The sequence below is a fragment of the Paenibacillus sp. EKM212P genome (genome assembly GCF_011066115.1).
In the GTDB taxonomy this organism is placed as follows: Bacteria; Bacillota; Bacilli; order Paenibacillales; family Paenibacillaceae; genus Paenibacillus; species Paenibacillus polymyxa_B.
On record NZ_JAAMNR010000002.1, the window covers coordinates 222,967 to 235,957 of the forward strand.

General features: G+C 45.0%; 13 protein-coding genes. All 13 read right to left on the minus strand.

Translation table 11 applies throughout. The annotated features are described in order from the left end of the window. Nucleotides 1-22 precede the first annotated feature (22 nt). Complete coding sequence (locus G9G54_RS07135; RefSeq protein ID WP_023988985.1) at nucleotides 23-502, minus strand: hypothetical protein; 480 nt, start codon at nucleotides 500-502, stop codon at nucleotides 23-25. Nucleotides 503-552: 50 nt separating this feature from the next. Continuing rightward, nucleotides 553-2,637, minus strand: a complete 2,085-nt coding sequence (locus G9G54_RS07140; protein WP_165177030.1) for a hypothetical protein — start codon at nucleotides 2,635-2,637, stop codon at nucleotides 553-555. Beyond that, nucleotides 2,627-4,462, minus strand: coding sequence for an ATPase, T2SS/T4P/T4SS family (locus G9G54_RS07145; RefSeq protein ID WP_165177032.1), 1,836 nt, complete (start codon nucleotides 4,460-4,462; stop codon nucleotides 2,627-2,629). The genes G9G54_RS07140 and G9G54_RS07145 overlap by 11 nt, the downstream gene beginning before the upstream one ends. Continuing rightward, a complete protein-coding gene (locus tag G9G54_RS07150; RefSeq protein WP_165177034.1) occupies nucleotides 4,463-5,320 on the minus strand; it encodes a hypothetical protein in 858 nt (285 codons plus the stop codon). It lies immediately after the preceding gene. Then, the gene (locus G9G54_RS07155) at nucleotides 5,317-6,030 is read right to left on the minus strand and encodes a hypothetical protein (RefSeq protein WP_068942622.1); all 714 of its coding nucleotides are present in this window, start codon (nucleotides 6,028-6,030) and stop codon (nucleotides 5,317-5,319) included. The genes G9G54_RS07150 and G9G54_RS07155 overlap by 4 nt, the downstream gene beginning before the upstream one ends. Nucleotides 6,031-6,052: 22 nt before the next feature. Beyond that, the gene (locus G9G54_RS07160) at nucleotides 6,053-7,039 is read right to left on the minus strand and encodes an SAF domain-containing protein (RefSeq protein WP_165177036.1); all 987 of its coding nucleotides are present in this window, start codon (nucleotides 7,037-7,039) and stop codon (nucleotides 6,053-6,055) included. Nucleotides 7,040-7,080: 41 nt separating this feature from the next. Then, nucleotides 7,081-8,574 carry a serine/threonine-protein kinase gene (locus tag G9G54_RS07165; protein WP_165177494.1) on the minus strand — a complete coding sequence of 498 codons (1,494 nt, stop codon included), beginning with the start codon at nucleotides 8,572-8,574 and terminating at the stop codon, nucleotides 7,081-7,083. Nucleotides 8,575-8,754: 180 nt separating this feature from the next. Continuing rightward, a complete protein-coding gene (locus tag G9G54_RS07170) occupies nucleotides 8,755-9,813 on the minus strand; it encodes an SAM-dependent methyltransferase (RefSeq protein WP_165177038.1) in 1,059 nt (352 codons plus the stop codon). Nucleotides 9,814-9,835: 22 nt separating this feature from the next. Continuing rightward, nucleotides 9,836-10,609: an ABC transporter ATP-binding protein gene (locus tag G9G54_RS07175; protein WP_165177040.1), complete on the minus strand. Its 774-nt coding sequence runs from the start codon at nucleotides 10,607-10,609 to the stop codon at nucleotides 9,836-9,838. Then, nucleotides 10,606-10,920, minus strand: coding sequence for a thioredoxin family protein (locus tag G9G54_RS07180; RefSeq protein WP_165177497.1), 315 nt, complete (start codon nucleotides 10,918-10,920; stop codon nucleotides 10,606-10,608). The genes G9G54_RS07175 and G9G54_RS07180 overlap by 4 nt, the downstream gene beginning before the upstream one ends. Continuing rightward, on the minus strand, nucleotides 10,920-11,255 hold the full coding sequence (locus G9G54_RS07185) for a cyclic-phosphate processing receiver domain-containing protein (RefSeq protein ID WP_165177042.1): 336 nt from the start codon (nucleotides 11,253-11,255) through the stop codon (nucleotides 10,920-10,922). Before G9G54_RS07185 ends, G9G54_RS07180 begins: the two co-directional genes overlap by 1 nt. Nucleotides 11,256-11,327: 72 nt before the next feature. Further along, complete coding sequence (locus tag G9G54_RS07190) at nucleotides 11,328-12,176, minus strand: deoxyribonuclease IV (RefSeq protein WP_185156285.1); 849 nt, start codon at nucleotides 12,174-12,176, stop codon at nucleotides 11,328-11,330. Next, entirely contained in the window at nucleotides 12,166-12,984 is an 819-nt protein-coding gene (locus G9G54_RS07195; RefSeq protein WP_165177044.1) for an Fpg/Nei family DNA glycosylase, read from the minus strand. The genes G9G54_RS07190 and G9G54_RS07195 overlap by 11 nt, the downstream gene beginning before the upstream one ends. Between the last annotated feature and the right edge of the window lie 7 nt (nucleotides 12,985-12,991).

Genomic DNA, 12,991 nt, shown 5'->3' on the forward strand with positions numbered 1-12,991 from the left:
ATTATTATCTTTGCTGTAGTGCTTAGGACTGGGTAAACAACAACCCACGGACAACGTTCGATTTGTCCTTTACGATTTCAGCCTTGAATTTGCCACTTGGATTTACGTATTCATTCTCTTTCTCATTAAGCGTATTCGTGATTTTCCCTGTCTTATCACTGCCACCATTCACTGCGCCATACTGTTCACTGTCTGGGCTAATGTTCAGAGCATTACCGTACCACTGGCCTGCCATATTTTTACCGGTTTTAATCTGAATGCCGAATTGATCCTTCCCCTGAAACTTCCGTAGCGCGTTGGTCACCTGGGAACCGCTAATCGTTGTGCCGTCATATACCGTAAAAGAGGCTTGAGACAATTCGGTCTGGATATCAGCAAAATTGTTTTGTGCCGTTTTAGTCGCCTCCTGGGCTGAAATAAACAGTATAACTACAATCGTAATTAGAGCGATGGTCAAAAATATCCCAGCGGCTACCTTTAAAGCTGTTGATGCGTTATTCATATTTTTTTCTCCTCAGCTTGTTATTTTGTATTAGTCATAATAGAACTTTCTTACTGAATTTTTTGTATTTGCTCATAATAGTTATCCATTTGAACAAAACTCATGCCGATCAACGGAATCACCAAATATAAAAAGATAAGACCATACATCGGGGCAAAGCCAATCATCCTTCCCCAGATAGCCTTGCTGTCTATTATTTTTTCATACTCCTGTTTTCTTTGTTCGAAATAGTAGGACATATGGGATTCCAAATCATCAAAGGCCTCTCGAATCGTAATTTTACCCAAAGACAAATGGAGCTTGTCCACTAGACGCTGAAACTCCGGCAAAGGTGCCTCTTCATTTAATAAGTCAAGAGCTGCCTCTGGCCCATGTTCATAATGAAGCAAACATTTTTGCAGAGGTCTTTTGAATATAACTGAAAATCTGTTCAGCCACTCCAATATTTCTTCGACAGACATTCGTTCCATAACCCGCAAAATGGAAATAACTGTTTGAAATTGATACACCTCGTGCCTCATATCCAACCGACGCATTTTTCGTTGCAAATATAATAAAAGCATAGGCATTTGATAGGCTACATACCCAACAATCAAACTAATCAGCACTTCCCACCACTTGATGTATTCATCATTCCAATCTTTCAGCTTTTGGAGAATACGCCGAGTATTTGTGGATAGCTGTTCAGGAGTAACAGTTCCATTGGCATTATGTTCTAAAGCAGCGTACGTTCGTTCGTATGTGCTGTCCGCTCTCATGTTCAGCAAATGCATGATTTTGCGATCAATCCCACTCTGCTTCAAAGCTTCTTTTTGCTCCATCGGACTTAAATGTCCAAACATTTGACCCGATTGTACCGGGGCGTGAAGGATATGCGTTTTCTCAGCTTCATGTAAAAAAAATATCGTACTAATACTTAGTACCAAACCTACGATAAAAAGAGCCATTCTGCGTATGTAGAGCCACTCCAGCTTTATCTCCGCACCACTTTCTTTTAATAGACGGGTTATTTGGAAATAAGAAGACATATGCTGACGCGGAATTAAAGAATCCACCACATTACGGATGATGGGAAAACGGTATAGCTTCTGTTCCCAAACCCTCCGTCCTCTACCCGCACGATATCCTGTTTCATCGGTCTGTTGAAGCTTCTGTAACAGAAAATAAGATACGATTATCACAATATAAACGGACAATTTCGTGATATAACCCAATTTTCCCTGATAAAACTCATCCATGGATGGAAAGCTGGATCTCGCCCATGTCTCGATTGGGGTGGTAAAGAAAACAGGTGCCAGTGCGATCACGTTTAGACTTTTTAATAGATAGTCCAGTTTATTTCTTCGCAGCAACTCCAACTGGATTTCGCGTGCGAGACTACCGAGCCCCTTCAAATAAATGGAGCCCCCCTCCTCAATCCGATCACCAAACTCCATTACCATATACGAGATACCGGCAAATGCTTTTAAAAATCGATTAGGAGCCGACTCATAGTATCTTTCCAATGCTTCGTGCGGATCAACATCTGTTAGCGCCTCATGGATGAGTCGTGCGTGTCTCCCAGCCTCTGCCTCCGCCAAATCGGCCGCTTCGGATATGGCTTCCTCCACCATACCGTGCTGATGGTAATAATGACGTACATTGGCGAATAATTCGATCATCTGTGCAAGTAGCCTTTTTTCCATCCGGCTAATGGCCATATCCAAAATAAGACTGTTGATTACCACTCCGCATAAAACAGCCAATATAGCAAACTCTATTCCTGGCTTCATCATGACCAGTACAACGCCACTGCAAGCAAAAGCCCCCCAGATGAACAGTGTCATCTTCATAGTCTGTAGGCGAAGCTTGTACTCATCGTAGGCATGCTGACCAGCTAGTCGCTTACGTACACTCGTGATGTATCCAGATAAGAAAGGGACCTTCATACACAGCGTATACAACTTATGCAGTAAGGCTTGCAGCTCACGTTGCAGTACCGCTTTTCCCTTGCGTCCTTCCTCCACAGAATAAATTCGTCCTCTGCGAACTGCATGACTATTGCGCTTATGCAACCCCCACAAAACTATATATAGAAGCGCAAAGCCCCCACCTGATATAAGTAAAATCCATAATAAAATTTCTTTAAGACTCATAGTCTTCCTCCCAATAGCGGGTCAAAAAACTGCGGAAATCTCTGGCATCCTTTACATTCATCTGCTCACACATTTCTATTGCACTTTTGGCAGTTAAGGGCTCCATCGGTATATAGCTTCCGTTCCGATATTCCATAACGTGGCGATAACTATAGCTCGATGAAGCATTGGAGCCTGCATCTGTATGATCCGGGTCACGCGGCACACATTCTGTGATCCGTTCGATGTAGCGTCTCCCTTCCGCATCACGCTTGAGATGCACATCAAAGTTAATGACATGAACTACCTGTTCCTCAGCGATGCCTTCATGCTGAAATACTCCTGTTTTGAGCAATGAATTACGAAGTGAAAACACGAGATCACGAAATGTTTTGGCATGATGAGTAAAAATGGTGAACAGACTGGCAACCTGCGACATTTGTATCATCCAAGCAGCTACTTCATCACTTGCTACTTCGCCTAGTATATTGACGGTTCCATCTGTTTTTTTCTGCAAGTCAAGTCCTTGTTGTCCTGAAATATGGTCCGTTTCTCGAAAGGTAAGAATGTTACGGCGACTGTAAATGCTGCGTAGATGCAGTTCAAAGGCCATTTCCTGAACACGAAGCGTATACGAAGCATAAATATGCTTGACCATCGCCATTAACAACGTCGTCTTACCTGAACCCTGCGCGCCTGTAATAGCAGTAATCCGGCTACCTTTCATTAAATAAGAAAGTAACTGGATTGGAAAATCAGCATTTTGTCCCTTAATTAACTGTTCCAGTGATGCGCTTTGAATATCGAATTTACGAACAAAGAAAGCCCACGATTCTGAGAAAGGAGGACGCACTACCACTACCCGCGACCCATCCTTCATTTCGTTGACCTTATAACCATTCGCTTCGGAAAGCTGTCCCGGGTAATTGTATTTGTAAATATTTTGGCACATCCTTTTAAGTTCACGCTCAGATCCGAAGGAAAGGAACGAAAGATGGATCGTTTTACCTTTATAAAAAATCCATACGCTCTCATAACCATTGGCAGTAGGCGCAGATGTTTGTTCAAATACATACCCATCCGAAGGCCAGTCTGATGATGCAGGAATCCCACCTTCCGGCATACCACTGACGCCCCCACTTACACCGTCGATCCGCTGGTCACGAATATCATCAATGACGGAAAAGCCTTTGTAATGCTGATAAATGCGCTGGACAATAATATCCACTTTCTCCAAAAAGGAAAGAGGGCGGTACTCACAATCATAGATATAACGAATATCCTCTGCGGTAACGAGATAACTTCCATCTTCTTCACCTTGCTGTGAATACCTCATTTCGGCTAAGTCATAAGTATCCAATAAACGTGATAGTGCATCAGCGCCAAACTTCTGCTGGTATTGGTAAAATATAATTTCGAATTGATCCTGTATGCTAAACAACTCAGGTCTGGAGAATGGCATAACAGTATCGACGATTTTCTCGTTTAAGCCGTAACCGTTAATCAGAAGCTCAGCCATCAGATTTTTAACAAAACGTTTATCTCCAATGCTGCCATTGGCACAGTCCTTTAACGCCCTGCGTAGTTCCGCCCTTTGATGGATACGCCGTCTATATTCCTCTTCATGCAATCCGGCATCCGCCATCTGGCTATGACTCAGTTCATGAAGTGCATTTTTGATATACTCTATTAATGTTTCGAATGTGGCATCTTCGTTCTTTTTTTCTACCCGAAGGGTTGAATGTCGCGAGTGGAGATTCCCTCGATATTTAACAATAATCAGTACGATGCACATCAGTACTATGCAGGTAAGAATCAATCCGTTGATCATTTGAGCGGACAGCATTTAAGCGCCCCTCTCCAAAGCCTTGAGCCGAAGGTCGGATTCTGCCGCCTCCAGAATAGCTTTGATGATATGTCGTATACTCTGCGCCCACCCTACGGGCATAAAAAGCTTGCGGTGCTGCTCTTTTCCACTTCGTACCTCACGCTGCACATGGCCGATCACATCCCTGCGATTCCATGCGTCCATAAATCCGGTGCTATAAGGGACTGTATACAAAGCACCTTTGTAGCCATATCTCCTACGAATATTCGTTTCATTCGCTTGAGAATGCACATCATATTTCCCAAGTACTATTAATAAGGGCAATGATGAGTAGGTAGATAACGGAGACACGGATTCAAAATAAGCATCTAATTCTCGCATATTCTGAGTGAGTGAAAGAACGGCCAGTTTGGCTCGTGCACATGCTTCATGCTGTACAGCCCCCCACCCTGCTCCACTTCCTGCATCAATCAGCGTTAAATCATAATATTGATTCGCTGTATCTATTACTGCCCGTACAAGCCCTGGAGATAGTAACGGCGGTGCAGCTCCAAAGCTGGAGGTTCCCTCAAGTACATCCAAAGTATGTTCGAGTACAGGTGTCGTATAATTACGAATATTTTCTTTAGACAGTGTCCCTCGCAGAACTAAACGTGCGGCAGCATCCCAGCCCCCTTCCTGAAGCTGTAGGGTTGGATCGTCCATACCATACTCCTGTATAGGTAATCCTGATTCAATACCGGTATATCTACGACCTAAATGAGTCAATAATAGTCTTCCTCTATATAGATTTCCTATGGTAATTGCTATTGCTGCCGCCAAAGAGCTACTTCCACTAGCCCCCTTAATGGGGCTCCAAAACAAAATGGTACTCATGCTCTACTCCTTTCCGCACGTTTTAGCGCACGACGACTCACTTTTAATTCCCAACTCATCCATTCCCCAATACAACGGCATAATTCTTTCTTATACATTCTGGATAGCGGTTTTAGTAGTAGCTGTTTTTTATGCTCATTTTCCAGTTTCAGAGCAAGCAGCCCCTCATCCCATGGCAGAACATATGGCTCTTGCTGCCAAGAAGCCGGGAAATGGTTCATGTATTCCCACAGATACGGCTCCTCCACACCACAATCCACAGCCTGTAAAAATAGCTTGTGAAATACAAGATCTTTGGGGAATTCGGGTTGACTGAATAAATGCTCAAGCCAATTCTGTCCGTTGTGCATTAGCATACGGCTATAATCACTGACCCAAACTCGCAGTTCTGCCCCTTTCCAAACAGAAATTGGACAAAAATCAGGTAACTCTACATCCAAAATAACAATGTCATAAGCCTGCTCCGCCTTTTGATCAGTTATCATAACGGTATGCAGGTCTTCCCATGCTGTAAATCCAATTGCTACATCAAAACCACTAAACTGCGTAATGGGAAGTGGTTTGTCGAGCATCCCTATGCTATACCGATACTGTCCCCGCAGCGTAGCATCCACAAGCAGTACCTGTTGGCCGGAAGCTGCTAATATGCTGCTGATATACAACAAGGTATCGCTTTTGTCACAAAGCCCGGCAAATATCCATGTTTTCATACTTCCGTTCCTTTTCTCTCATTTATTTGGCATACTGATCAGAGCTTCCGCCCTGCGTCAGAATCTTTGTTTGTTCTTGATGATCCTGCTCATTCTCATATTCATTTCTTGTAGCATCAATCCCGCTTGCTGAGTTTTCTATAGTAGCACCCGCATGCTGAGCTGCAATTTCCTCACTCAGACTTCTTTCCACGGATGTTGAAATCACATTGTTTGACGAATTAATTGCATTTTCAAGCGAATCCCGCAGCTGCTTGGACAGCTTTTGTTCAGCCATGCGTATCAAATTCGGATCACTATTCATTAACGCTAACACCTGGGCATTAGGCGGATAGGTCGGGATTGCCTTGGGCTGAAATTGGGGATCGACATATGTTAGGGCATAGATAGATGCTTTATGCAGATAAGCATCAACAATCGCACTCGAAAGCGATAATATTTCCTGCTCATTCAAAGTGACCCAGACAATTGGACCTTCCAGTCGAGAAATCTTCTTCTTAGATAATAGAATGTAATCCTGCCCTGTTGGAAATTGAATGCGGATATCCACTTCGTCACCCGACTTGAGGCTGTTGGGCAATACTACCACCTTTAGCTCACGGTTGCGTAAATCTTTAGGTGTGGGCTCATCAGCAGTAATCATGGCCGATGTAAGCACAGATCCCTTTTTTAGCTCAATCTTGGCTGTGGTACCGGAAACCTCACTTTTATCTGTCAGCAAATTTGATGGGGCCTGAGAACCGGGAACTTTAATTCCCTTCAAATCATTAGATGCTATCTGTTCGCCTGGAGAAATGTCACGGACAACCGCCCAACCTTTTTTCGCGGTTCGTTGCTCCTGTTCATACACTTTCCATTTCTGCTCTGCCTCTACTTCAGCCTGTTTCCTGACCTCATCCATTTTATGGATATTAATCATGAGATAGCCAGCAAAGATAGTGCCAACAATCCCTGCGCCAATACAACCGGCGTATAGCTTTTGCTTACTGCTTTTTCTTAGCTTGGACACACAACTTCTCCCCTGCCTCTTTTTGATATATACCGTTCTATTTAGCGCTGTCGTTTAAGGAATCCGAAGCGTTTTTTCCGGGTATCTGGAATGACTCCGCGAAACAGCTCGTCCAGCACCTGATCCATCTCATCATCTCGTTCGAAGGGGTCTGAGTGGAACGGTAAAGCAAATACTTTATCGTGATCCAGCTCCTTACGAAGCCTGCGAACCGCCTCCGAGGTTGCCAATGGCAAGCAGTAATTCCATTTATGCTGTGGGTGGCGCTGAAGAGATCGGGCTAGCCCTGCTATATCCTGAACTCTCCATTCTGCCCCTGAGCCAACGACAAGCGGATAATCGGCTCTCAAGAATTCTTCCAGTCGTTCATTGTCCTGCCCACTCCCCAGGTCCAGTACGATAAATCTATAGGAACCACCCAACAAAGAAATGACATCCGCACGAGATGTTTGCCGCCAGTAGTGTACTCCATCAACTTCAAAACGCCGACTTGAACTCGATTGTCCAACGGATGTGCCTTCTACGACTTCTTGAAGTCGGGCAAATGCTTTGGCTGTGCTGTGCAGCTCAACCAAAGCTACGGAGCGGGTCCTTCGAGCCAGATAGTGGCTCACCGCAATTGCTGTATGAGTAGCACCGGAGCCGGCAGAGACACCCAATACAGCCACTACCCTTGTACCTGCATAATCCATTGAGGCATCATTAACGGATATTCCTTGTTGAGCAGGCTGAAAATCCGCACTGTGCCGCAGTTCTCCAATGACCTCCCCGGCAGATTGAAATCGTTCCTCAGGATGCTGACGCAGCAGTTTTCGAATCACCGGGATCAATTGGCGGGGCAATTCTCCGCGAATATACCCTTCTACTCCCGCAGTCCACTCGCTATATTTGCCTCCTGTACATAGATACAATAGCAGCGCTCCCAAACTGTATAAGTCTGAACGAGCATCTGTCTGACCTGCTCCATATTGCTCCGGGGCAGCGAAGCCCACTGTGCCCAGCTTTACCGTATCTTGATCCAGTTCAGCCTTATAGCTCCTCGCTATTCCAAAATCAATCAGTATAAATTCCATTTCCGGTGTCAGCATAATATTCGTCGGTTTCAGATCCCGGTAAATGACTGGCGGTTGACGGGTATGCAAATAATCCAACACATCTAGTACCTGCAAAGCGAATGGGACGATTTGCTCCTGTGGAATATAGCCTTCATAGCCCTTCATGTATGCTTCCAGCGTAATTCCTTCGATGTAATCCATGACCAGGTATACCGCACCAGATCGAGGATGCTCAAAAAAATCAACAATTCTCGGTAAACGTGGATGACTTAGCGAAATCAGCATCTCTGCCTCCGTACGTACAAGCTTCATCACTTGTGGCCCGGCAACCGACTCCTTCACCGCCCATTGCTTGCCTGGCAGTTTTAAATCCTCTGCCATGAACACGCGGCTCATTCCTCCCGAACCCAATGTGCGAACAATACGGTAACGCTCACCGACAATGGATCCGAATTCCAACTGTGATGGTTGCTTCATTATTCTCCTACCTCCTTTCTAAAGCAGACAACGCAAAAAAGGGAAAGCTGCCGCAAAATCAAATTTCCATGTCGCCATGAAAACCGTTTTCGCGGGATGCTTTCCCTTGATTTAAACACGATTATTATTTTTAAGGAACAATTTGGATTTATTATATAGCACACCTGTATCTATTGTAAAGTATTATTTTCCATACTTGATCATGTACAGGGTAATTTCATCTCGGTTATGGAATAGCTGCTTAGCTCGCTGAATCTGCATGCCGGACTCCTCAAATGAAGCAATTACATCATGAATGAGCGCCAAGGGCTTTTTATGCATTAGCTTGACCGTAACGATAGCAGTACCACCACTTCGCAAACTATATAGTAAATCAGTAACGAGCCTTGCCATTTGCTTAGGACTCCAGCTCATATCACAAACCAGCAGATCGAACGAATTCTCTTTAAATTTGACTTCACTTGCATTTTTACGCAAAAAAGTCAGATTGGCGTACTTCATCAGTGATGGCTCCATCTTTGCCGGATCAACCGCTGTAACTTTCAGTCCCCGCTCCAGTAAGAAGGAAGTCCATCCACCCGGTGCTGCCCCAATATCCAGTCCCTGACGGAAAGCGCCAAAATCTATGCCGAACGTTGCTTCTGCTTCCAATAGCTTGAATTTGGCACGAGAAATTTGTCCATCTTCTTTTTGAAAACGAACCGCGCCTCCGCTCCAATCCGATAGGTTATCCTCAGGACGTGATACACCTGCATACCACGTATCTGTATCTGCAAAAACGGACACAATAAGATCGGCGCCTTGTACTGTCTGCTCCATAGGTAGATCACTTATTTGTTCACTCAAAGCCTGCTTGAGCGCACCTGCGCTTTCAGTCCAACTGCTATTAGATCCTTTGCGCACTTGTAAAGAAACACGTTGATCCATCAGTTCCTTGCGGTTACGGATGAATGCAACCAGCCGTTCCTGTACCTGAACCAGGTCCGTTCCTTCTTCCTGAAAATGAACAGGAAACAAGTGACGTAAAAACATCGGCGGCTGAGCTGTAATTGTCCTCACTGCCTCAATTTCTTCCTCAGGTAATGTAGCCAGAAAAATTTCACCAGGTAAAAGCATCGTGCTTTTTACAGAGCCAAATAATCTTCTAAGCTCCTCTTGAGCATAGGGTGCAAAACCGTGATTGGCCGTACAAACAAATCTTGATGATGACAAAGTAGATTCACTTTGTTCATCTGTACTCATATATAGTTCCTCCAAAATAACATTACCCTCCAGTGCACACCCGAATCCAGGGACGTTCTCCATCCCAATCCAGCTCAACCGGAACTTCATATGTGTGCATAATCAATTCTTTCGTTAAAACTTCTTTTTTCGGTCCAGCTGCTGCGACCTTACCATCACGAATCAATGCAACATGCGTAAAGAGAGGGACAATCTCCTCAATGTGGTGAGTCACATAAACCACTGATAAGTCTCGCTTGCGGAGCCGATCAATCTCGACCAGCATTTTTTCCCGCTCAAATAGATCCAACCCGGCACAAGGCTCGTCCATAATCAGCAGACGAGGTTCTGCCATCAGTGAGCGGGCCAGCATCACCTTTTTACGTTCTCCTTGAGATAACGTCCCCAGTGGGTGATGAATCAAGTCGCCTAAATTCATACCCTCCAGCAAAGATATGGCCTTTTCTTTTGCCTCTGTCGGAATTTCCTGATAAAAGCGCAAAAAAGCATACGCACCTGTAGCGACAACTTCCCAAACGGGATCTTTTAGCGCCAGCTTTTCCAACAAGGTCTGGCTGATATATCCGATTTGCTTGCGAACTTCCCGCACATCACATTGACCATACATTTGCCCAAGCACTTTAACCGTTCCATGACTTGGAAACATATATCCTGTCATCATTTCCAGCAATGTTGTTTTACCGGAACCATTGCGACCCAGAATAGCCCAATGTTCACCTTCTCGTATGTCCAGGCTTACATTGTCCAAAATCCGTCTTTCTTCCCGCTGCAACGTAATGCTCTTCATGGATATCATTCCATCACGCTCCTTATTTTGCTCAGCAAGTGTTCTACAGATTCCATTTTGTAGATGATTTCAGGATTTTTGTCTTCACCATTATATATAAGAAGCGCGGGAACGCTGGATATCCGGTACTCCTGTACCAGTTCAGGAATATAGTTAATGTTGCTCTGCACCACTGCTTCTTCAGGGAGCAAATGCTCTGCTACCTCCAGCATTTTACGGGCAGCCGCGCATGTTCCGCACATGGGAGTGTACACAAACAAAGCCAGCTTGCATCCCTCCCATATGGCACGGCGCGCCTCTTTTTGTCCGATCTCTTTCATCATTCAGACCCTTTTCTGATCTCTCGCATACGCTCTTCGGGTATGGGCCCGTTATGCACGGTGACTCCCTCTGGCTTATTCGCATAGAGTAGCTCATACATGGCTCGCCGCCCCTCTGGACTGGAGGAATGCAAGTAAATTTCACGCGGATATAACCGTTTCCCTGCGATAGCAGCAGCCACATCCTTTCCCGTAGGCTGACCTGGACCCAAATCATAATCTAGCGATAGTATTGAAATAGGGTATTCATGAAGTAGCAGCAGACACTCATCCGCATCTCTTGCCAGCTTAAAGCCCGGAGGACAAGGCCGATAATCGTCCATAAACAAATACATCAACTTCTCCTCCTTTTTCCCATAAATGCAAGCTCACAAGCCTCAAAGATAGTTATTATCAATCAGACCGATTTACTCCCAGCTTAGAATCATTTGAATATCCTCCTGATGTGTCCCATCAGGTCCCGTCTCACTCTCCAAAACGATAGGAATACCTCTTACAGCCTCCTGATTTGTCATCCAACGCATACCCTCAGTACCAATGTAGCCTTGACCCACACGGGCGTGTCTGTCTTTTTTAGAGCCATACGGGTATTTAGAATCGTTCAAATGAACTCCGCACAGAGCTGACCAATAGCCGAGACGATCTCCTTTTTCGATCAAAGCCTCGTCCATTCCACCGTTCCACAATCCCGCTGCATATGCATGACAAGTGTCTAAGCAAAAGCCGATACTGTCAGGATACCGGCACAGCTGACGGATCTGTACCATTTCCTCAAGCGTGGTTCCCATGGGTCCATGATCTCCCGCCTGATTTTCGATCAATATTTTAGCATTTCCCAGCCAGCCTTCCAGCACATCATTAAAACAGTTAATGATATTACGGTAGCCCTCTAGAGGGTCTAACGAATGCATATGACCAAAATGAACGACAATCCCTTTTGACCCACAGGCTTCAGCAATATCCAGATCATTGCGTAATGAAGCAATCGTCAGCTCATAAAGTTCCTGACCACGCTCGGACCCATGAGCCGGATTAACGGGATATGGTGAATGAGCAATGGATTGAAGCTGGTGCTCTAAACAGTAAGCGTTGCAAGCAGCAGCATCAGTAGCACTCCATTCCTTAAGCCTAAGACTACGAGGATTTTTCGGGAAATATTGAAATGAACGTCCCCCCTGCTCTCGCGCACGCATAGCGGCTTTGGAAAAGCCACCACGCGTACTCACATGGGAGCCGATGAGCAATTTAGGCATCATGCTGCTGTACCGGGCAATAAAATGCTTTTTTCCCCGCCAGTTCAACCCTTACAATTTTCCCGCCACTTGGAGATTCTTCTCCTTCGCGGTCATATACTCGACACTGATGATCAAATCCACCTGTTAGCGTGTCCCCCTCCATTAGAGGCATTTCCATGTACCCGCCTTCCGCTGTAGCTTCACGTAGTACGGATTGAGTGGCATGATATAGCTTTTCCACTTTTTCTGGCGACTGCACAATGTTCTGTACTTTGGAACCCGGTGTAAATCCGGCGATATAAGCAATTTCGTCTGAATAACAATTGCCAATACCCGAAAAAATGTGCTGATTCACCAGCGTTGTTTTCAAAATCCCCCGGCGTCCCTTCAGCCGTGCTGTAAACTTTTCCAACGTCATGCGACGGTCTAACGGATCAGGTCCCAGGTCTGACAAAGCTTCTTCTGTTTCTTTAGCCGTTAGCAGGTGTAGATAACCTAAGCGCAGTCCGATAAAATAAAGCTTTACTCCACTAAAATCTAATTCGATTTGAACTGTACGATCTGGACGCTGCTCCTCCGTTCCCAGATATAATAGTCCTCCGAGCATCAGATGAAGTACGAGCCGCCCGCCCGTGTTTAAATGAAAAATCAAATGCTTGCCTCGACGCTCTAAATATACAACGGTCGTTCCCAGCAATTGCTTCTCAAACGTTTCCACTTCAGTATTAATGGACTTTTCACGGCTAACCGTAACTCCAGTAATCGGAATGTCCAAAATTTGTTTTGATAATAAGATTCTGTAGTTTTCCATTTCAGGAAGTTCCGGCATAACAACA